The sequence below is a fragment of the Paenibacillus sp. JNUCC32 genome (assembly GCF_014863545.1).
Lineage (GTDB): Bacteria > Bacillota > Bacilli > Paenibacillales > Paenibacillaceae > Paenibacillus_AQ > Paenibacillus_AQ lautus_A.
Genome location: NZ_CP062260.1, coordinates 2,269,593 through 2,290,152, shown reverse-complemented (window position 1 = coordinate 2,290,152; position 20,560 = coordinate 2,269,593). Strand labels below are relative to the sequence as shown.

Below are 20,560 nucleotides of genomic sequence, written 5' to 3'. Positions count from 1 at the left end.
TCGACGAAGTCGAGTGTGTCCGGCTGCATCAACTTCCATGCCAATTGCATCTGTCCGGACCAAGGGGCCGTAAGGCCCGAAGTGTGAATATAATGTTATCGGATGTTAATGCCTTCCTTGTGATGCCTCCAATATAAATTTAAAATGTTCTAAACCATTCTTAATAATTTTGTTTTCCATAGATTCTATTTCTTTAATTAAGTCTTTCATATTACTCTTTGCCAGGTTATAGTCCTCTAACTCAATGTCATTACTATTTAAAGCCTCTTCAAGTTCATCTTCATCCTTAATATATAAATTACCATTAGGAAAAACAATCTCATCTAAATAAAGATCATCCCCAAAAGGCACTCCTTGATCACTAATCCCAATATTCTTAGATATATCGAAATACCATTGAATTATTTCTTTTTTCTCATTAAGCATCGTTGTAACACAGTAATTTGATTCCGAGGGGAAGTGCTGCATCCAATAATAACCATTATCGGCTATACAGAAAAGATGTTTTGGAAGTTATCTCGGGGGTGTGAAATGAAAAGAAAACATGCAGACCGATTAGACTTAAATAAAGATTTTGTATGTAGGTTTTTCGATGAAGTCGAATTTAAAGGACATATTACCTTAATTACTATTCATCAAGTCAAAGAACCATTAAAAACAAGTATTGAAGATAAAGAAATAGCATTAATTTCCGATAACGTCTTATCTACGAACTTCGTAAATTAATCCATATGTAGAGTATTCGTGAATTTAATAAACTATCCTGCCCGTTAGCTTAATGAAATTGCATGGAAACATAGTTAGATATTTATCTAATCGGTAATCGGCTCATGTTCCTTTACGGCAATCGGTACAAGTTCTTGTTCTCGACTCGGGACATGAACTTGCACCGATGAAATAAAAAAGCCGCTATAATAGCGACTATCAATGGGACCATGTTCTTGTCCCCAGACAATTTGGTGGCGTCGTCATGATCCGCAAATCTGCCCTTTAGCGCAACGCGGCTGCCGATCATACGGCAGCTTCTCCCTGGTCGTTTATTCAACTATCGTTTCCCGTTAGCTTAACAATTCAGAACGAATTGTTGAACATATCGCTACCAGCGATGTGTGATCTGACACGTCTGTCTAATAAAATAATAGATTCAAGCGTTATCCGAATTGATAAAAAATCCTGCATTCTCCTTAACCCACTCTGCGAACGTATACGGTTTGTGTCCTGTTACTTCCTCCACTGTCGACAAAACGGTATAAGCAGATTTAGGCGGATTAAGGTGCCAACTAATCACGTAATCTATCGCATCCTCCTGAACACCCATTTTCCTCATCTGTTCACGTTCTTCTTCTTCAGAGCTTTCGATAAATTGAATTTCACGTCCAATAACCTCACTGATTATCCGAACTTTATCTTGAACCGACAAACTCTCAGGCCCTGTTATTGTATATATTTGACTTGCATGACCTTCCCCAGTTAGTGCAACCGCTGCGACTCTTCCAATATCGGCTTCATGAACAGGAGCAATCAGTGATCCTCCGAACAGGTCTCGAACAACCCCCTCGGAGCGTATAGAGTTCGCCCATTTCCGTGCGTTTGACATAAATTCAAAAGCTTGAAGCTGAGTCCACTCCAGACTGCTTGACTCAACCGCCTTCTCAAAAGGGCCATTCTCTCCGTTCCACAAAACTGTAACCCTTCGCACCCCGGCCTTCTCAGCAAGCTCAACGATTTCTGGTCCTGTTTGTAATGGGGCATATTCGGCACCTGTTGTAATTAAATGCATGCCGCTGATGCCAACCAACGCAGAAACTAGCGTACTTGGATCACTTAAATCTCCCGCGACAACCTCTACACCATGAGGAAGATTGGCTTGCTGCGGATTACGTGTCAATGCACGTACCTTTTGCCCCCTTTGAAGAAGTTGGTCCACGACATGCCGCCCTACGGTTCCCGTTGCCCCAGCAACTAATATAGTCATTTATTATCCTCCTCCCGTTTTTGTACCATCCGATTGATTTTTTCAGCCAAATTGAACTTCGCTTTGTTTAAAGCAACTAATTGTTGGTTAATCTCGTGCATTTTCGACTGATACATTAGCAGTAATTCCTCACAATAGACGTCTTTATCTTTATGCTCCTGTTGCTCAGGAAATCTACAGAAGAGAATGTCCCGAATTTGGTCAGTTGTCAGCCCTAAACCTAAATAAAGTTGAATTGCGTTAATGGATTCGATCGCCTTTTCGTCATATTCTCTATAATTATTTTCTTGACGAGATGTTTTGATCAATCCTTTCTCCTCATAATAACGAATCGAACGGGCACTAACGCCAGTTATTTTTCTTACCTTTCCGATCTTCAAAACGATCACCTCATCGATTAGGAACGTTAGCTTTATTATAAAGCTTCACATTAATGTAAAGGTCAAGAAAAAAGATTAAATAAAAAAGAGCCCCTTAGGGGATGGCAATTAGTCTAGTCATAACTCGCAGGATGTTGTTCGGTTTCGTAATATTTGCTGTGTTAAACTGCCCGTGAGCTTAATCAATTGCATGGAAACATAGCTAGATACTTATCTAATCGGTAATCGGATCATGTTTTTGTCCTTTACGGCAAAAGGTACAAGTTCTTGTCCTCGACTCGGGACAAGAACTTGTACCGATAAAACAAAAAAGCCGCTTAATTAGCGGCTTCTATTGTTACTATGTTTTTGTCACCCACAAAGTGATCAGCTGTCTATTTTAAGATTGTTCCATTGTTGTAAACTTAATTACCGATCCTTTAATTGATTAACTAATATTTCCCCTTGATCGCATACGGAGCAGAATAATTGCCGCTTCGGCACGTGTCATTAATTCGTTAGGTACAAATGTACTCCCACCTCGGCCGTTGATTAAACCTTGCTTCGCAGCAGCTGACACATAAGGTTTGGCCCAGAATGGTATCTCAATTGCATCCAAAAAAATCACTGTCTCATCCTCAATGATTGGCAAATTCATCGCTCTGGCGGCCATAACTGCCATTTCTGCTCTTGTAATGGAAGCGTTCGGTCGAAATGAACCGTCTGGATATCCACCGGCAATACCCGCTTCGAGTGCAGCCCCTGTTGCCTCTAAGGCCCAGACCGGAATTAAATCCACATCTCTATATGATGCGCTGTTTCCTGAACCTTTCATGTCCAATGCTCTTACTAACATTGTGACAAACTGACTTCGCGTCACCGGCTGATTTGGACGAAAACTTTTATCTTCAAAGCCAGTAATGAAGCCTGCTTTCACCGCTTCAACAATGTCATGCTCTGCCCAATGACCTGCCACGTCCGCAAAATTAACCGGTTTTTCTGCTTCGTTGAATGGATTATTAACTGACGGTTCACTTTCTTCACCCTTTTTATCGACAGCAAGTGTATATGTACTGGTGTGACCGTCATATGAATTCACTGTAATCGTGATATCCGTGCTGCTTTCATTCCCCAACTGTATAAGCTTCGACCAGCCTTCTTCTATTGTTTCACCGTTAACCGTAATTTTACTAGGGCCATATGCTGCAGGACGAATACGAAGAGCATTTACCTCAGCATCTACTGTTACGGTGTATTTTTTAATCCATGGAGAAAATGAAGGGCTCATCGTTCCCGCCGAAAGCTCGATACTTCGAAGTGAGGATGCATTCAATAATGTATGGGTCGTATCTTGATCTGGGGATGAAGCGGGTCCGCCGGTAGAAGGTTTGCTCTTAACGGTAACCGTCCTGCTCACTTCGGCCGCTACATTACCTGAAGAATCCTGTACATTATAAGTCATTGTATAGGTTCCCGGAACATCAATATCGACGCCGCCGCTCACCAAGATTTCCTCCGTCAAGTCTCCTTCAAAAGAATCAAATGCTGTTGCACCCGTATCAGTGAATGCCTCGCCCTCATATATGCTAACTTGGCTATCACCCCTTAGAGTAATGACAGGCGCATTTGTATCCTTGACATATACACTACGTACTACAGATGCCGTGTTTCCAGCATGATCAGAAACTTTGTATTCAAGGCTATAGTCAGCAATTTGGTCGGTGTACACGCTACCCGTGACGGTAATGCTGTCTGTCAAATCCCCATCCTGTGCGTCTTGAGCCACAGCTCCTGGATCGGTAAAGGAACTTCCTGCTTCTATCCGCATAGGATTGGCACCTAAAAGTGTAATGACCGGTCTCTCTTGATCAAGTACTACGGAGAGGTTATATGTATCCAGAGCCCCTTGAAGATCGACCAATCCTTGTTCGACATCAGCTTCTAAAGCTAAGCGGTCACTCACTAGCGCCTCCATTGCGATAATTTCCTGGCTTAAAGCAGTTCTGGCACTAGATGGATATTGTCCCGGAGAATTCCCCTCCACAGTAGTTTCCAAACGATCTTGAGCTTGTTCAATCAAGCTGATTAGGTCTGTTTTGTCCGCTTCGCGCACAACGTTAATGTTATACATCTGATTCGCCAGCAAGTATGGAGCATGTTCTACTGAGATATGTGCTGTTTGACCGATAATCGGGACAACGGTCCCTTGTTCGGAGGTTTGTTTGATCCCATTAATGTAAATGTCAGCATACCCGGCTTCCTCTGGTATTCCACGCACCTCAACGGATGTGATATCCGAATCTATAGCAATCGTGTATGCATATTGATCGGAGTCGAAAACGAAAGGTATTTTATTCCCATCAGGACCTGTCATTTCCAAACTCTGCAGCAAGCCTCCAGGAACCTCAGTTTGACCATCATCATTCCATCCCCAGGCAACTACGGTGCCATCCGATTTCAAAGCTAGAGTATGATCGCCAGCAGTATCTATAGCAACCACACCTTGCAGACCGAAAGGTATCCTAATTTGTCCATTTTGATTCATTCCCCAACCAACTACCGTACCATCGGACTTCAAAGCAAGTGAGAAATAGCTTCCAGCAGTAACAGCAACTACATCTGTCAGACCTGAAGGAGGATTAATTTGACCAAAATAATTATATCCCCAACCGACTACGGTTCCATCTGATTTTAAAGCCAGAGAATGGTTTGACCCTGCTGCAATGGCAACAACATCTGTTAGATCCGTCGGTACATTGGTTTGGCCATAATTATTATTTCCCCAGGCGACTACGGTGCCATTCGACCTTAAGGCAAGGGAATGTGTGCCTGCGGTTGCAATAGCAACCACGTCTGTCAGACCCGAAGGAGGATTAAGTTGCCCCAAATCATTATTTCCCCAGCCGACCACAGTCCCATTCGATTTTAAAGCCAGAGAGTGGGAGCCATAAGTATCAATTGCAATAACATCCGTAAGATCCGCTGGGACATCGGTTTGACCCCAATCCGCCCCTGCATAACCTCCCCAAGCGACCACTGTTCCATCTGACTTCAATGCCAAAGAGTGGTACGACCCTACTGCTATATCAACAACACCACTTAACCCTGCCGGAATATTAGTTTGTCCATAATAATCTGCTCCCCAAGCTGCAAACGTACCATCCGTTTTCAAGGCTAGGGATACCCGACCTCCAGCTGCGATTTGTTTTGCTTTTACAAATTCGCCTGCCTCAACTGCGGATACTGTTGTTGGCAAAAAAGGCGTAAAGATCATGATCGGAACAAGTAAAACCGCGATGATGAAGCAATACAAACTTTGCTTAGGTAAATTCCTTTTCAACATCTAACCTCCCTTCAATTTCATATTAGTTCAATAATAAAATATCATAATACCTTGTGTGTGAGTTACAATTATTTTGCATATAGGATATGAATTATGATTTCAAATACCTATAAGTAAATACAAGTAACACTTACTATTTGCTCAGAAGGCACGGTGAACTGGATTGTACACGATGTCCCAACCAAAAATCGAACAGATTGATAGTAAGTTATATGCAAAAATCAATGGTTTAACCAACAGTACCCACTCCTTAGTGTGGCATCCATTAGCATTCTCTGAAATGGCCACCCATTCGGCTAAAGAGGCTGTTAACGACACAGCCAATGCCGCACCCACCGCTAACAAAGTACCGAATTCAACTGCAGACTCAGTTCAATTTGTTGACAAAACAAAAAGTAAGATTCACGATACTGATAATATTTCTTCTGTTATAGAGACAAGTTGGAGCTCTGTTTATTATGATTTTTATGGGGAGCCGGGACATAATTTTCCTGTAATATGGAAAAAACTTGTTAATGGTAAGTATGAAACCCGACAAGTTTGAGAGAATCAATTTTATGAAAAAGGCCAGAGGCCAGGATCTTGGGACAGGGAGCCAACACTTCGTGGATAATTATATTAGAAGATTCTGACAATGGATCCTCTGCAATATATACCTATACTATTGGTAACATTATAAGAGCTTTTTATTTATCTAAATATCCAAAAATAAGCTAACACAATATTTCAACACTTTATAATAAGAATGTGTTCAATAGCTATCTTTATTTCTTTCTTAAACTAACCTGCCCGTTAGCTTAATGAAAAAGTTGTGATATTTAATTAGATATCTATCTAATCGGTAATAGGAAAATGTTCTTGTCCATTCCGGCAATCGGTACAAGTTCTTGTCCTTGACTCGGGACACGAACTTGTACCGATAACATAATAAAGCCGCTAAAATAACGACTTCAATGGGAATATGTTCTTGTCCTCCGACAGCTTTTCATAGAAACGACCCCAGCACACTATCATCAGCTTCTAGATCTTCTGCACTTCAACCAATACTAGTACCCTTATTTACTATAAGCATTTTCAACACCCCTTAGGTTCGTACTCAAGTTTTTCGCCGTCACTTATGGTACGGTTCCACCGTGCTGTCTTCAACGACAGGATTAAGGCCATCCTACTTTTGTCAATGGATGGCCCTCATCGCTTTGGCCGGCTCCTTTGACGATAATATTGAACTCATGATTGAACTAATATTATCCGTCGTAACAACCGAATAATCTTCTGTGAAAACGTCGCTGAAGCACACCGGAGGTTCCGGTGTTGTCCGTTACCCTATTTTAAAGAACTCGACAGATTGACCATTTCGGCACTTACTTCCCAAAGACGAGCGGCCAATTTTCGATCATAGGTGGTTGACTTGGATTTAACTGTTTTTCGGTTACTGAAATATTTACCGGTAACCCCTTCCATTTCATGAGACATTGCTAGATAAACTGAAGTATCCGCATGCTTATCGGGGGTTTTTAGGAACGGGGTGAACAGCGAAGTTAGAAATTGAGCAAATCCCCCTTCTGTATAAACGCTGATATTGGTCTTTGCTTCTCCAGGGTTAAGACAATTTGCAGTTACCCCCGTTCCCTCCAAACGCCGGGAAAGCTCATAGGTGAACAAGATGTTAGCAAGTTTTGTCTGCGCATAGGCCTTAAAATAGCGATAACGCTTAGAGAAGTGTAAGTCGTCAAAGTGAATCTTTCCATAAAAATGTCCAAGAGAAGAGACTGTTACGATTCGCCCCGCCTTACTCATCTTAAGCTGTTCTAATAACAGGTTGGTTAATAAAAAGGGAGCGAGGTGGTTGACGCCAAATTGCATTTCGTAGCCGTCCAGAGTAAGCGTCCGCTCTCGCGTTATAATGCCCGCATTATTGATTAATACATCCAGACGATCATAGTTATTACTGTATTCAATCGCTAATCTTCTAACGTTGGACAGTGCGGAGAAGTCACAAATCAACAAATCGATCTTCGGATTGCCGCTTTCTTTCACGATTTCCTCTTTTGCAAGTTCTCCACGATGTGGATCTCTACAGACCATAACAACTCTAGCATTTTGCTTTGCTAAAGAAATTGCCGTCGCTTTGCCCAGCCCGGAGTTTGCTCCTGTCACCATAACGATGCGCTGTTGTTTCAAGTCACTCATGAATCCACTATCCTTCCGATTTTATTCAACACAAATGTTGATTATCATGATTTACAAGTTATATAGTATGGAAGAGTCGAGGAAAACTCAATCATTAGATAATCCGGGATATGTACACTAATGAATAAATAAGAATAAATCTGTTGATTACTCACTAAAATATTGGAGGACTTGCACGGGATGAAGATGGATCGGAGAAAACTGAAGACAAGACGGCTATTGCAAAAAGCTTTACTTGAAGTAATTGAGGAAAAGGGGGCAGGACGTGTTACGGTCAGTGATGTTACCAAGAAAGCAGACGTAAATCGTGGCACCTTTTATCTACACTATACGGATTCCATGGATATGCTCCAAAAAGTAAAGGAAGAAGTATGGGAAGGTTTGAGAGAACGTATAGACAAACTAGATCCATTCGACTACCTGCATTTTGCAAATAACAAAGCGCCTTACCCCTCATTAGTGGATGTGGTTGAGTATTGTGGGGAAAATGCAGATTTTTTCCGAGTTATTCTCGGACCTAAAGGCGACCCATCCTACAGGATTCGAATTAAGGATTATTTAATAAAGCAACATTTATCCAACATACTGAATTCTGAACATCCTAAAGTATCAAATTCTTTACTGCCCTTCGATTTTCTCATTGCTAGTATCGCATCGGCGAATTTAAGCATCCTTCAGCACTGGATTGATACAGATAGACGACAATCGCCTGGAGAGATCGCATTAATGATTACGCATCTGATAGGAAACGGCGCCTTTCAACTACTTGATACGAACCACTTGCCGAGAAGGTAAAATTACTGATCTCCCTATCCAATATTTTCCGCCGTCACTTATGGTACGGTTCATCGTAACGGTCTATAGGCAAACAAAAAGGAGCCATCTTTGATAGTTTTTCACAAGTCATAATGTACTCCGGTTAACTTCTCAACCAAAGTTTTTCCGCAAGCTGCACATACAATGCCTTTTTGGGGAAATCTACAAACTTCGGTTTCTTAGCCTTTAGAGGATTCATTCCTAGCCCTACGTAAACATCTCCGGTGATTGTCGAATCCGTCGCCGCAATAAGTAATGGCCAAGATGATTGATCAGGAAGAGTTCCGAATATTTTCATTAATAGCAGTCCGAATGCTTTGGTTCCCTTCGGTGCGTTTCTTCCGAGAGGAGATGAAATTTAAGAACCCTCTCATGCCTCTTCTGCAGAAATCTATATCATTGGCCTCTTATTATGCATGTTGCTCTAAAATGAATTTATCCCAATAATATAGATGGCCTACAATTTCCCTAACTGACCATTTACCCAATTTGGGATATGGTGTTTGAAATATTGCCCTACCTTCGTCAGTTCATTCATTACATAAGTTATTTTTTGCTCATCTAAATACCAATTATCTTTTGTGGTACCTGTCTTGTCTGTAACCGAGCTTACATAAAATTCAACCTCATTAGGAAATTCAACCTGGTATGTAAGTAAAGCTCGTCTAGCAAAATAAGACTTGCAAACTAATATTGCCTTTCTTGGGTTAATCCTATGATGTTGAAGAGACTTCCAAGAATATCTTGCATTCTCAAATGTATTTGTGGCTTTATCCTCACATAAAATTGAACTTTCTGGTACACCCAAACTCAATCCAACATCTCGAAGAAATTCCCATTCAGTAGAGGACACATTTGGAGTTGGCCCGCCTGAAGGGAGTATATAAGGAGCCAGACCCTTATGGTATAACTCAGCAGCTCTCTCCATTAGTTGAGGATGACTACCACCAGGTATTAGTATTACATCAGATGGTTCAATAGCAGTTTCGAAAAACATAAACTCAGTAATACAGTCAAATGGATAGGGCATGTCGTTCATCCTCTCTAATATTTTCATGATTTGCACCTATTTCTTATAACGTCTTATCTACGATCTTAGTAAATAATTCCATATGTAGAGTATTCGTGAATTTATTAAACTATCCTGCCCGTGAGCTTAATCAATTGCATGGAAACATAGCTAGATACTTATCTAATCGGTAATCGGAACATGTTCTTGTCCTTTTCGGCAATCGGTACAAGTTCTTGTCCTTGGCTCGAGACAAGAACTTGTACCGATAAAATAAAAAAGCCGCTAAATTAGCGACTTTCAATGGGAATATGTTCTTGTCCCCCGACAAGAACTCTCATCAAGAACTACTGCCCTAGTTGAATAACACTGCTCGTTAATTAAGATCATTCCACCCAGCACGTTTTAGTATGTCTCTTACAAAATCGCTTTTTGCATTTGTATAACCGGAACGGTCACCTTTAAATTGTTTAACAAGCATTTGTTTCAACTGACTGTATCTTTTTGCGTCTACCGGATGATTTCTCAAGTAGTCTCGAAAAAGAATATGACGCTTATACTCAGCATTGTCAACAGTACATAAATAAAGGTGATGCCAATCTACATCTCTTGGCGGAATAAAAGCTTCTCTTCCTGGTATCCCTAGATCTCCTTCATGAACATATCCTAGCTTTGCAAGTCTTGTAACAGCAACAAGAACATCTGATTGTGTAGGGATTACCACATCTATATCAACAATTGGCTTTGCTGCTATTCTTGGGATTGCCGTGCTTCCAACGTGCTCTATAGTGACCTCAAGATCACTTAATACTGGGAACACAAAATCCCTTAACTCTTCAAATTTGTTAACCCAATTAGGATTGTACTCAACAACGATTAGCTTGGTGCCCATCAAACATCCTCCTAATCCATGATAACTACCTCTTCTATGATTATTAGAATCATTGATGGCGTTAAATCTTTACGAAAATTGAACATTGCCTGCCCGGCAAACTATTCCATGCTATTTTCAACTAACCTTTCTCGGTAGTTGAATGGCAGGGCTATCAGAATATTGCCCGCTTCGCGAACCATTGATTCAAATCGACAGACCCTTGAACTCCTAACAAACGGTAGAAGTAGCGGTACACCTTGCGATATTTAGATAAATCGGGGGGATCAAGGATTGTCGAATAACCATTAAGGAAAGAAACTGCAGATATCTCATCCAGCACATACTCTAGTCCGACAAAATCAAATTCACGTGGGCCTATCGCATAGGCTTCAACATCGACGACAGCAGACAACATCCCGTCTTGAATTAAGAACTGGGACGGATCCAGATCAATAAACACAGGACAGAAGTGATCCGGTAATGGTAGTATAAAAAGCTCACTGATAATAGCATCGACCTGCATCATGATATTGCTATCATTCTTATAATCGCGCTCGACAAGCTGCCGAATGGTTTGGGACATACGAGCATGAAAGGATTCTTTTCGATCAATTTGGCCGGAGGAAAGGTTCCCGAAGTAATCGTAACGATTTAAATGCACTTGGGCCATCCAGACACCTAACTGATGAAGAAGCGCATCAGATTGCCCGATGAATGACCGAAGTGCCTCTCCATTCATTTTCTCGACAATAAGATATTCCTTGTTTTCGATAACTGCACGCGCATGCACCCGAGGTGCGGGAAATCCCGAAATAGCACCGAGCATGGCAACGTTTGCTTCGAAATGTCGCATTCGTCTGGGATCGATCCCGAATAGATCGAGGCACCCCCACCAAAACTCATGTGTCGGTGCTTCGGTCCATCTGGACGAACGCACGACACGCTCCTCCCGAGCTGTTTTGACCAACCACACATCGCTGGCATGCCCGGAGTAACCAGGATCAAGATATGTAATCCGTTCGATCGGTTCGCGAAAGAGTTGCTGGAGTTTAGACTCGATAGCCATGGATGGAACTCCCCTCGTTAAAATATTGTTGTACCTTCATTCTTTGTACCCACTTAAATTCCGTAGCAATTAATGTATTCTACAAATTTCCATTTTAACCTGCCCTTTAGTTAAACAAAAGCAGCCGATCCACGTGGATCGGCTAACTTCTTGTTCTTATTGAGCTATCGTGTCCCGTTAGCGAAATAGTTAAGCTTTATCAAAGCTCCATCCTTTATAGGCTCCATACTTTTTACCGAACATACTCATGAGATGCGTCTGATAATTAATAAGAGCTATGGCTTGTGTTTTGGTAGCTATAAACGTAAACTGATCATCCGTAATAGATAAGCGCCGAATCGCGAATGACGTGAATGAGATTTCTTTTTCAAACTTATCGGCGTTTTCGGACGGAATCTCAAAATGATGCAATATATGACAGGTATTAACTCGCCTTAGATTTATTCCAGAATCAGAAACCTTTTTGTTATCAAGTATCCACCGAAGTTTTTTTTCTTCGTCCGTTTCTACGATACCGGCGAGTCCCTCATCGAATATGCTGTCGATTTCGTAGCGGTTATAATCCAGGATCCATTTTCGGTGTAGATGGTAGAGTGGCAGAAGAGCGCTTTTGTCGGAACTGAAAACATCACAGCCCCGATCGTCATACATGTGAAACAAAATGTCATTTGATTTGTTGTATAGGTAAATCCGCCCACCGGATGTTGGTTTACGTATGAAGTCGCCATTTTCAATGGATTCAAGTACATAAGGCATACGTAATTCTTTAGTCTTAACTTCAACGATCCATTCTCTTGTGTAAAGCTCGTCATCCGATTCATCGAACTCATATGGCAAAGTGCGCGATTGCAATAGCCTTAATCGCGTTGTGAAAAAGCGTTTTAAGTGGATCTTTTGAACTCGTTTTTCACTCTTACTATGGCTGGTGCGATGAATAAAAATCACATCGTCTTCAGAACCAAAAATTGAACGATAAATGGCTAGTGCACGACGAAGACTCTCCCTTCGATATGCTTCATCCATCAAGCTGTCGAGTCCTAGTTCAAAACGAATGTAAGGACCATGCGCTTTCATTTCTTTTATAATATTCACCACGTATATCCCTTCGCTTTAAAGTCTTACTAAGTAGCTGCCTACATGTCTTAATTGAGCTATCGTCTCCCGTTATTCAGCGCTATCCATTTATTTGAATATTATAGAAAATCGTCGATCAACGATAATCCTTTGATGATCCGCATCCGACTGTCTTTCAGAAAATCGCGAGTCCAATTATCCGGCTGACGTAAATCCCAGCTCCGGTTCATACCAACGAATACAATTATTTCGCGAAGCTTAAGGAAGAGTAACAACTGATCCTTCCAGCCTTCTGGCAGCCGTCGGCCATTTTCTGTATAGCCTCGTGCGAAATGCTCAATGAAGAGTTCGTACTGCACTTTCCGTTCGGTCTTCGAATCTTCCCCGAATACATAAAGCAAATAATAGAGTTGATTGGCAATGTCCTCTGTATACCAACTGTATTGGCATTCGTCAAAATCGAAGAGTGTGATTTCACCTGTTTCGTCGACCATAAAATTGCCTACATTGATATCCCCGTGAATTAGACCGAAATTATCCGGAGTAACAGGCAGACTAGTCAAACGCTCTTTAAGTTCAACAAGGATACGAAGGATTGGTGCATGCTCGGGCGGTAAATACTTCCGGGCGAGTAAAAGGTAATCGTTGCGCTCCCACGAGTGTCTTCTGGTCAAAGGTTCATAACGTTTGGCCAGATCATGAAGATGGCCGGTCATGCGTCCGCATTGCTCATAGAGCATGGGATTATTTAGACATTCCGGGTATCCAATTTTACGACCGGGAGCATGTCTGAAGGAGGTCGCGTAGAAATCGATTATCTTTCCAGAGACACGTTCGACGTCTATCCCTTGAACTGAAGGGATCGGCTCTGAGACTGACATTCCATTCTCCGCCAGATAACGGATCCATTCTAATTCTGCTTCAAGTCCTTTCTGAGCACGCAGAGTACTAGGTGTGAAACGGAGAATATATTTGCATCCTTCGCGATTATAGGAATAGACAAAATTTTGAAAGCCCCCAATGAATGACAGCTCTTCCAGGCTCAAACCGAATCGCGCGGCACCTTCTGTGGCGTGTTCATCCAGAAACAGTAGTTTAATATGTGGGTCCATGGGTTCTCCTTGGGTAAATCGAGTCGTGATTGAACTATTCATCTCTCGATAGAGCTTATTTTCTGCTGGCCTTCTGTTACCTCAATTTAATAAAATGTATACCTGGTGACATACGTAAGCCTCACTTCCAAGAAGCATTTTTTACACTGTAATCATAACCATCCAAGTTTTAACAGTCAATGGAAAGATTACTTATAATAAATGGTTTAACCAGCCCGTTAGTTAAAGGGTATCCGCCGCCGTCGATGAAATCATATCGGGAATGTAACCATGTTCTTGTCATCAGTCGGGAATGTTATCAAGTTCTTGCCATTGTGTTTTGACAAGAACTTGATAACATAAAAAATAAAAAGCCGCTTAATTAGCGGCTTCTAATGTTACTATGTTTTTGTCCCCCGACAAATAGCGACTTTAATGGGATTATGTTCTTGTCCCCCGACATTCTTTGAATACTGTGGCTAACTGCTCCAAATTAATCTATATTGAACATCCTTACTATAATATTGTTGATATTAACTGCTCATTCCTCACTTCTAAAATATACTCCTTGTATACATAATCTCTACCGCCATTTTTTTCATACCAATTACTTATACGTTTAAGGTGCTCACTATCACTCCTGACATTTGCTTCTATTTCTTCGTACTTCTCAAAGCTGTCATATTCCCAAATAGCAAAAATTTCTGTAGTCGAATTATTCGTAGGTGTCATCCACCTTCCTAACAATCGAGCTCCATGCTTAATCTGATTAGGTAAATTAGTTTCATTAAAATGTGTGTTTAAGATTTCAACAAAATCATTTTTTACAATGTAAAACTTTCTTCTATAGAACAAAGTCGTCACACCCTTCAATTAGTTTGAAAGTGAATAATCTGATTTGTTCAGTCATTTACCCTCTACCTGAGCCACGATGACCTTAATGCCTAACGCTTGAATCCGTTGGATAGTTACTGGATCAGCATCCTCATCTGTAACCAACAGATCTAAATCTTCAATCTGTCCAGCCTTTGCAAATCCTTCGTTGCCAAGGGTATGGTGTGTTGCGATCCCAATTCGGCGGCGTGATGCAGCCGATACTGCCCGTCCGAATGCCCCTACTTCAGGCGTGGCCACAAAAATACCTTCTTCCGAGATACCGCCCCCCGTAACGAAGCTGATATCAAACTTAAATTGGCGGATGAATTCGTTTGCGAGTACGTCGGTAATATTTCCTGATGGCTTTACCCGACCACCAATCAGATAGGTTTCAACCCCCTGACGTTCCTTTAAAACATCGGCTACTCGCATGCTGTTTGTAACGATTGTAAGCGGTATTTGATCGGGCAGATGCTTCAATAACACATAGGACAATGAACCGCTACCAATAAATACAGTGTCGTTTTCTCGAATATATGACACAGCCAGTTTGGCAATCGCATTTCCTTGCGGTGTTCCTTCACTGTATCGTTTTTCTGGTAATGGAGGGGCATGTCGTACCTTTACGGACGGAATTGCACCACCGTGAGTTTTCTTAAGCAATCCTTGCTCTTCCATAATGGAGAAGTCACGTCTGATCGAATCAATTGAAACCTGGAACTTCTCCGCCAAGTCTTTGGCCATAACACGCTTCTCTTCATTCAGCAATGCTAGGATCTTTTCCCGTCGTTCTTCAGCAAACATCACGGTGTCTTCCTTAGTCAAGCTTTATTCCTCCCGTTTATTCATTTTTATACCATGAATAGTTCAATTATATTCCGTTTTATTCATTTATGCTAGTATATTTAACCAAAAAAATCGTTTATGTTCAGTTTCATGCAACTCTCTAAGTGTCGATTTAAGAAAGCCAAAGACGGAATTTATTAATATACTATCGCAATGAACATGGAAATATAGTTAGATACTTATCTAATCGGTAATCGGCTTATGTTCTTGTCCTTTTCGGCAATCGGTACAAATTCTTGTCCTCGACTCGGGACAAGAGCTTGTACCGATAAAGCAAAAAAGCCGCTAATATAGCGACTTTCTATGAGACCATGTTCTTGTCTCTCGACATTTTTTGAAAGCATCGGACAGTGCAGGGTTGTCCGCCTGCCTCCTCTTCCTCGAAAATCCTCGGGCGGACCAAGGGACGCGCCAGCGAATAGCAGTGTGAATGCAGTGTTATATGATACCACCCGACTTCCACGAATAACTCACAATAGAATAATGTCCTTTAGTTCAATCAAAGTCTTGATTCGATAGCTGGCCTGTGAAAAGTCATGCGTTTTTGTAAACTCGTTATGGACAATAGCACAATCGATACCGGCTGCAACGGCTGAGTTCAAACCTCTGTTTGAATCCTCTACAACCAAGGTCTCTTGTTTGGTAGCGCCGAACCGCCTTAGAGCGGTCAAGTAAGGTTCAGGGTGCGGCTTAGTGAGCTCATAGTCTTCACGAACAAGAATGAACTCCATGAATTGTCTGATCAGGCGTTTTTCATGAATAATTTCAAAATCCGCACGTTTTGCAGTCGTCACGATGGCCATGCGAACGTACTTTGACAGTTCGGCTAGAGTTTCAACTACGCCTTCAATCTCTATGGTTTCTGTTCTTAGATATTCCTGATAATAGGCGTTGCGTACCTCACGCTGCTTGCTGATTGTCTGTTCATTTATACCTGCCGCTCTAGCTTGTGACCAAGTACCTAACGACTGAGTCATGTCGCGAAGGTATTGATCCTTATCCAAGGTAAATCCAATGTCAGCCAGAGCGCGTTCTCCCGCTTTAAAATACCAATATTCAGTATCAACCAGTACACCATCATGATCAAAGAGTATGAATTTTTTCATTGTTTTGTTCTCCTTTGTTATCAGCCAACCATGCATGCAATAACGCACCGTTGATTACCATTAAGGTAGTCTGGCCTCTCCTCATTTAGCTCTTTGGGTTTTTCGGGTGGTTTCATATAACGTTCCCGTATTCACGACGTCCCACCGACTTAAGGCCCCCCAGGGTCTGCGGCCGCGATGCGGTTAATCGGTGCGGATGTGTCCGCTGAATCTACTCTTCTGCCGATCAAATCTAACTGACCGAGGAGCCGCCAGGCTCCGATGCGTGAATATTATGTTACATGATGTCAGTGCCCTCTCGAATTAGCCCACAAAATTATCTTTAATTAATTTCATTTCGATATTATTCCATGTGCGTCCTGCTTTATCTTGATATACATTCTCCTTACGATTCATCTTCTCAAAACCAATATTCTCGTAACATCTAATTGCCGATATATTAAAATCAAATACGTTTAAATTTATTGCCTTTAATCTGAATTGTTCAAATCCAATCTTTACAATTTCCTTTAATGCCTTGCTTCCAATTCCTCTTCCTCGATTTTGCGTTTCACCAATTAAAAATCTTCCAATTACAGCTTCTTCAAGATCTTTATTAAACCTGCAAAGTTGTATTGTGCCAACAAATTGCTTTGCCTCTTTGATCCTATATATAAAAACATCCGATTCAATCGTATTTATTCCTTTACTGTAATGTGCTTTCAATTGTTCTATGGTTAATGGATAGGAATAAGTTAAACCTGCCCATTGTACGATGAAATCTTCATCTTTTTGATTTATCCATTCTATGATCGTTGTAAAATCTTGTTCTGATAATGCTTCTAAATAAACCTCCATTGAATGATCCTCCAAAATAAACAGCATTGATTTCATGTAACGTTTCCGTGTTCACGACGCCTCACTGCCTTAAGGTTCCGAAGGAACCGCCCGCGACGCGGTTAGGCAGTGCAGGTGTGTCCGCTGAATCTGCTTCCTTGCGCAGAAATTCCTCTTCGTTATCACTTCTTACTTCTTGCGGACCTAGGGGGCTTGCCCCCGATGCATGAACATAATGTTAGACGAAGGAATCTTGAGTTGCCCCAGAAAATATCTTTATACAGCTTTTATATAGTTTTTATATAGTCTTTAATTAAGTCTTTATTAGTTTTTATACTGGTTTTATACACTCTACTCGGTTGCCAAATGGATCCCTGAATTCAAATCTTTCATATCCTGGTATAGGTACGGATTTCAGAATTTCAATCCCATTGTCTGTTAGTAGTTTTTCAATAGCTTTTATGTCATTCACTTCATAAGCTAAATGAGCTTTTGTTAATAATCGGTTTACACCATCTTCAGTTCCAATGTGTAACTGTTGATCTCCAACCTGAACCCAAAAACCACCTCTGCCAACTAAGGATTCTGGTTTTAATATTTCCTTCAGTTGCAAGATCCCACAATAGAAGTTTCTCGCCTCATCTTCTTTGCCGTTTGGAATTGTAATTTGAGCGTGATGGAATCGACTAATCATTTCGATGCTCCTTTGGTTGGTTTTTATCAAGACAGCTTCGTTCTTTCGTATAACATCTTATTTACTAACTTCGTAAATAATTCGATATGTAGAGTATTCGTGAATTTATTTAACTATCCTGCCCGTTAGCTTAATGCGTTTGCATGGAAACATAGTTAGATACTTATCTAATCGGTAATCGGCTCATGTTCTTGTCCATTACGGCAATCGGTACAAGTTCTTGTCCATGGCTCGGTGCCGACTTGTCATTGTGTTTTGACAAACTTGATAACATAAATATAAAAAGCCGCATTATCAGCGGCTTCTAATGTTAATATGTTTTTGTCACCCGACAACTCCACCCCGCCTGAACATCTCAATGTTATCGGAATGGTCTTATTGGTCAACCGATCCCTCCACCCAATAGCGGGTGGAAACCGTATGCAGGTCAGCAGGTTTGATCACCTTGAGCCATCTTTTCATCCATTGCCAACAATCGGCAATATTTCACTGTTTGTAACTGTACTTACTGATTGGATGCTATCATTCGCAAGATCAAATCAGCATCCGGTTGTTGAAAATGACCATCTTCTGGTATACCCAACAGCATAAGGCCGGAGATGACAGACAAGTATCCAGCTATAAGTTTTCTTGGTTCTATATCAATAATTTCGCCTGCTTGCTGCCCTTCTAGGAATATCGGAAGCAATTCATCAACGTAGGTATCCATAGAGTATTGTTTTAGGAGCTCTTTCACCTTCTCAGGTGTCTCATCAGATGTTCGTGCCTGGTGTATAAGCATAAAATAGGTTCCGTCGCCTTCAGCGAGAATCATTTCCGTAAGGATTCTAATTTTTTCGATCGGTTTTCCGGGCAACTTATAAGCGTAAGTCATTGTTCTATGTGATTCGCTTAACGCCCATTCAACGAGAGTCGTGAAAAGTTCGTCTTTGGATGTAAAATAATTGTATAAAAGACCCTTACTGATTCTTGCCTTTTCAGCAACCATACTCATTTTGGTTTCGATGATACCCTTTCGCGAGAAGACTTGTAGCGCTGCACGAAGTATTTGTTCTCTTCGATCATTGCGAATCGGGTTACTCCCTTCTTGTGATGCCATGGTACTCTCCCTCTCCTTTTATTTGAATTTAATTATTTTTATAAAATTCCGAAATCTCTTGAAAAGCTTTTTTAGGTTCCCAATAGCCACTTGAGTAAGGCTGATCGGAGTCTTCTGGATAGACCTTAATTATACCATAGCTCCCCATATCCAAATCATAACGAGGGTCTGGAGAATGAGGTTTATTGGGCATAATAAAATCATAAACGAATGCGCCGTATATATGTTCTAGTTTATAGATTTGAAGAAGCTCCAAAATGTAATTTGCTTGGGCTTTCTCACTCCTCACTGCATTGCCTCTTATTTCAGGGACAGTCCCAGTAGTATCTACAATTTCATGCCCCGAAGGCCCCTTCTTATCTGCTCCCTCGAAGGTGCAGCACCCAAATTCAAATATGGTAACGGGCTTATTGTAACGATGGAACTTCCGTAAATTCTTCACGTATTTAGATTCGTTATAGGACATCTTATAGAGATTCAAACCAACGATATCGAACTCTTTCCAGTCAACCTGTTCCCAAAGTGCCGCTGCATAGCTAAGCTTCCCATTAAAGCTTGCTCTGGCAGTTGCGCACGCTTTTCTAAGATAATCGTTCAATTTTTTGTTATACCAGGGCAGCAACCACCATTTACTGAACAATTTTGAGGCTCTTTGTTCAAAATTGCTTCCCGGCATAATACCGGAAGAAAAGATAGAAAGTTCACAGCCTATATTTAGGTCAATGTTCTGGTATTGCTTCCGAAGTTCCTCAGCTGCTTGTGCAACCATCGATAAATGTGCCAGTGTTTCTTCTTGGTTGCCTTCAACTAAACGTGGTTGAAGCCAGACGTGAAGTCCATTTTTTAAGGCAACTATTGCACTCTCCATCAATCTGTTAATATCTGTACCGTAAATTTGAATTGAATTGCAATGCAACTGCTCGCTGATGATTCGAATTTCTTGCTCCAATAAATCTTTGCGCCAAATTTTGCGTGTAAGAGAACCGGGATTAAAGTTGGTTCCCGCATCATAGTTAATTCCTTTTTGATATAGACTATTATGGATTTGATTTTTCAATGTAATCCCCCTTTTTACAGTACTGACCCGGTCAGTCATTTTATATATTACTTGATATCTCTATCCATGTAAATATCGCAAAATGCAATGTCTGATGAACAATTGGAGGAGTGGATGGTACTGTCTGACGTTATGAGTCAAAGCCCTTCCTGCGTAGGTGTGAGTAATCATGCGTTACTTATTTGCCAAAATAGCTAACTTATAATCAGTTCATCTCCTTGTGCTTTCTGCAAGCCAAAAAGGCTTCCCCTATTACAATAATTGGAGAA

General features: G+C 41.1%; 20 protein-coding genes. 3 read left to right on the top strand and 17 right to left on the bottom strand.

Annotation, left to right across the window (positions count from 1 at the left end; all coding sequences use genetic code 11):
- Positions 1 to 105: 105 nt before the first annotated feature.
- Positions 106 to 426 (bottom strand): ribonuclease FAU-1 family protein, encoded by a 321-nt coding sequence (locus JNUCC32_RS10295; RefSeq protein WP_267132969.1) that lies wholly within the window; start codon positions 424 to 426, stop codon positions 106 to 108.
- Between the two features lie 105 nt (positions 427 to 531).
- Between JNUCC32_RS10295 and JNUCC32_RS10290 the strand changes: the two genes are divergently transcribed.
- Positions 532 to 726: a hypothetical protein gene (locus JNUCC32_RS10290; RefSeq protein WP_192571921.1), complete on the top strand. Its 195-nt coding sequence runs from the start codon at positions 532 to 534 to the stop codon at positions 724 to 726.
- Between the two features lie 418 nt (positions 727 to 1,144).
- Here the strand turns inward: JNUCC32_RS10290 and JNUCC32_RS10285 are convergent, their stop codons facing one another.
- From JNUCC32_RS10285 to JNUCC32_RS10275, 3 genes are all read right to left on the bottom strand, one after another.
- Positions 1,145 to 1,975, bottom strand: coding sequence for an NmrA family NAD(P)-binding protein (locus JNUCC32_RS10285; protein WP_192571920.1), 831 nt, complete (start codon positions 1,973 to 1,975; stop codon positions 1,145 to 1,147).
- A complete protein-coding gene (locus JNUCC32_RS10280) occupies positions 1,972 to 2,364 on the bottom strand; it encodes a MerR family transcriptional regulator (protein ID WP_228468927.1) in 393 nt (130 codons plus the stop codon). Before JNUCC32_RS10280 ends, JNUCC32_RS10285 begins: the two co-directional genes overlap by 4 nt.
- Before the next feature lie 418 nt (positions 2,365 to 2,782).
- Entirely contained in the window at positions 2,783 to 5,677 is a 2,895-nt protein-coding gene (locus JNUCC32_RS10275) for an immunoglobulin-like domain-containing protein (RefSeq protein ID WP_192571918.1), read from the bottom strand.
- Between the two features lie 172 nt (positions 5,678 to 5,849).
- Between JNUCC32_RS10275 and JNUCC32_RS10270 the strand changes: the two genes are divergently transcribed.
- The gene (locus tag JNUCC32_RS10270; protein ID WP_192571917.1) at positions 5,850 to 6,221 is read left to right on the top strand and encodes a hypothetical protein; all 372 of its coding nucleotides are present in this window, start codon (positions 5,850 to 5,852) and stop codon (positions 6,219 to 6,221) included.
- Between the two features lie 779 nt (positions 6,222 to 7,000).
- On the opposite strand, the gene JNUCC32_RS10265 is transcribed toward JNUCC32_RS10270, so the two are convergent.
- On the bottom strand, positions 7,001 to 7,867 hold the full coding sequence (locus JNUCC32_RS10265; protein WP_192571916.1) for an SDR family oxidoreductase: 867 nt from the start codon (positions 7,865 to 7,867) through the stop codon (positions 7,001 to 7,003).
- Between the two features lie 180 nt (positions 7,868 to 8,047).
- On the opposite strand from JNUCC32_RS10265, the gene JNUCC32_RS10260 reads away from it, so the two are divergent.
- On the top strand, positions 8,048 to 8,662 hold the full coding sequence (locus tag JNUCC32_RS10260; RefSeq protein WP_192571915.1) for a TetR/AcrR family transcriptional regulator: 615 nt from the start codon (positions 8,048 to 8,050) through the stop codon (positions 8,660 to 8,662).
- A gap of 478 nt (positions 8,663 to 9,140) precedes the next feature.
- Here JNUCC32_RS10260 and JNUCC32_RS10255 read toward each other — a convergent pair whose 3' ends face one another.
- From JNUCC32_RS10255 to JNUCC32_RS10200, 12 genes are all read right to left on the bottom strand, one after another.
- The gene (locus JNUCC32_RS10255; RefSeq protein ID WP_192572646.1) at positions 9,141 to 9,713 is read right to left on the bottom strand and encodes a YdcF family protein; all 573 of its coding nucleotides are present in this window, start codon (positions 9,711 to 9,713) and stop codon (positions 9,141 to 9,143) included.
- A 355-nt stretch (positions 9,714 to 10,068) separates the two neighbouring features.
- On the bottom strand, positions 10,069 to 10,584 hold the full coding sequence (locus JNUCC32_RS10250; RefSeq protein ID WP_192571914.1) for a GrpB family protein: 516 nt from the start codon (positions 10,582 to 10,584) through the stop codon (positions 10,069 to 10,071).
- A gap of 154 nt (positions 10,585 to 10,738) precedes the next feature.
- Positions 10,739 to 11,632 carry a phosphotransferase gene (locus JNUCC32_RS10245; RefSeq protein WP_192571913.1) on the bottom strand — a complete coding sequence of 298 codons (894 nt, stop codon included), beginning with the start codon at positions 11,630 to 11,632 and terminating at the stop codon, positions 10,739 to 10,741.
- Between the two features lie 189 nt (positions 11,633 to 11,821).
- A complete protein-coding gene (locus JNUCC32_RS10240) occupies positions 11,822 to 12,724 on the bottom strand; it encodes a DUF3885 domain-containing protein (protein WP_192571912.1) in 903 nt (300 codons plus the stop codon).
- Between the two features lie 101 nt (positions 12,725 to 12,825).
- Entirely contained in the window at positions 12,826 to 13,818 is a 993-nt protein-coding gene (locus tag JNUCC32_RS10235; protein ID WP_192571911.1) for a phosphotransferase enzyme family protein, read from the bottom strand.
- Positions 13,819 to 14,313: 495 nt separating this feature from the next.
- Positions 14,314 to 14,652, bottom strand: a complete 339-nt coding sequence (locus tag JNUCC32_RS10230) for an NIPSNAP family protein (protein WP_192571910.1) — start codon at positions 14,650 to 14,652, stop codon at positions 14,314 to 14,316.
- 51 nt (positions 14,653 to 14,703) lie between these two features.
- Positions 14,704 to 15,477, bottom strand: coding sequence for a DeoR/GlpR family DNA-binding transcription regulator (locus tag JNUCC32_RS10225; protein ID WP_192572645.1), 774 nt, complete (start codon positions 15,475 to 15,477; stop codon positions 14,704 to 14,706).
- Between the two features lie 512 nt (positions 15,478 to 15,989).
- Complete coding sequence (locus JNUCC32_RS10220; protein WP_192571909.1) at positions 15,990 to 16,625, bottom strand: HAD family hydrolase; 636 nt, start codon at positions 16,623 to 16,625, stop codon at positions 15,990 to 15,992.
- 303 nt (positions 16,626 to 16,928) lie between these two features.
- Entirely contained in the window at positions 16,929 to 17,462 is a 534-nt protein-coding gene (locus JNUCC32_RS10215; protein WP_192571908.1) for a GNAT family N-acetyltransferase, read from the bottom strand.
- A gap of 310 nt (positions 17,463 to 17,772) precedes the next feature.
- On the bottom strand, positions 17,773 to 18,135 hold the full coding sequence (locus tag JNUCC32_RS10210; RefSeq protein WP_192571907.1) for a VOC family protein: 363 nt from the start codon (positions 18,133 to 18,135) through the stop codon (positions 17,773 to 17,775).
- Between the two features lie 505 nt (positions 18,136 to 18,640).
- On the bottom strand, positions 18,641 to 19,234 hold the full coding sequence (locus JNUCC32_RS10205) for a TetR/AcrR family transcriptional regulator (protein WP_192571906.1): 594 nt from the start codon (positions 19,232 to 19,234) through the stop codon (positions 18,641 to 18,643).
- 28 nt (positions 19,235 to 19,262) lie between these two features.
- Positions 19,263 to 20,291, bottom strand: coding sequence for a glycoside hydrolase family 113 protein (locus JNUCC32_RS10200; RefSeq protein WP_192571905.1), 1,029 nt, complete (start codon positions 20,289 to 20,291; stop codon positions 19,263 to 19,265).
- Positions 20,292 to 20,560: the final 269 nt, after the last annotated feature.

Excerpts from the sequence above, each read along its gene's own strand:
- JNUCC32_RS10295 (WP_267132969.1), bottom strand. The coding sequence starts at position 426 with ATGCTTAATGAGAAAAAAGAAATAATTCAATGGTATTTCGATATATCT.
- JNUCC32_RS10220 (WP_192571909.1), bottom strand. The coding sequence starts at position 16,625 with ATGAAAAAATTCATACTCTTTGATCATGATGGTGTACTGGTTGATACT.
- JNUCC32_RS10265 (WP_192571916.1), bottom strand. The coding sequence starts at position 7,867 with ATGAGTGACTTGAAACAACAGCGCATCGTTATGGTGACAGGAGCAAAC.
- JNUCC32_RS10290 (WP_192571921.1), top strand. The coding sequence starts at position 532 with ATGAAAAGAAAACATGCAGACCGATTAGACTTAAATAAAGATTTTGTA.
- JNUCC32_RS10270 (WP_192571917.1), top strand. The coding sequence starts at position 5,850 with ATGTCCCAACCAAAAATCGAACAGATTGATAGTAAGTTATATGCAAAA.
- JNUCC32_RS10225 (WP_192572645.1), bottom strand. The coding sequence starts at position 15,477 with ATGTTTGCTGAAGAACGACGGGAAAAGATCCTAGCATTGCTGAATGAA.
- JNUCC32_RS10255 (WP_192572646.1), bottom strand. The coding sequence starts at position 9,713 with ATGCCCTATCCATTTGACTGTATTACTGAGTTTATGTTTTTCGAAACT.
- JNUCC32_RS10275 (WP_192571918.1), bottom strand. The coding sequence starts at position 5,677 with ATGTTGAAAAGGAATTTACCTAAGCAAAGTTTGTATTGCTTCATCATC.
- JNUCC32_RS10210 (WP_192571907.1), bottom strand. The coding sequence starts at position 18,135 with ATGATTAGTCGATTCCATCACGCTCAAATTACAATTCCAAACGGCAAA.
- JNUCC32_RS10215 (WP_192571908.1), bottom strand. The coding sequence starts at position 17,462 with ATGGAGGTTTATTTAGAAGCATTATCAGAACAAGATTTTACAACGATC.
- JNUCC32_RS10260 (WP_192571915.1), top strand. The coding sequence starts at position 8,048 with ATGAAGATGGATCGGAGAAAACTGAAGACAAGACGGCTATTGCAAAAA.
- JNUCC32_RS10205 (WP_192571906.1), bottom strand. The coding sequence starts at position 19,234 with ATGGCATCACAAGAAGGGAGTAACCCGATTCGCAATGATCGAAGAGAA.
- JNUCC32_RS10235 (WP_192571911.1), bottom strand. The coding sequence starts at position 13,818 with ATGGACCCACATATTAAACTACTGTTTCTGGATGAACACGCCACAGAA.
- JNUCC32_RS10245 (WP_192571913.1), bottom strand. The coding sequence starts at position 11,632 with ATGGCTATCGAGTCTAAACTCCAGCAACTCTTTCGCGAACCGATCGAA.
- JNUCC32_RS10285 (WP_192571920.1), bottom strand. The coding sequence starts at position 1,975 with ATGACTATATTAGTTGCTGGGGCAACGGGAACCGTAGGGCGGCATGTC.
- JNUCC32_RS10250 (WP_192571914.1), bottom strand. The coding sequence starts at position 10,584 with ATGGGCACCAAGCTAATCGTTGTTGAGTACAATCCTAATTGGGTTAAC.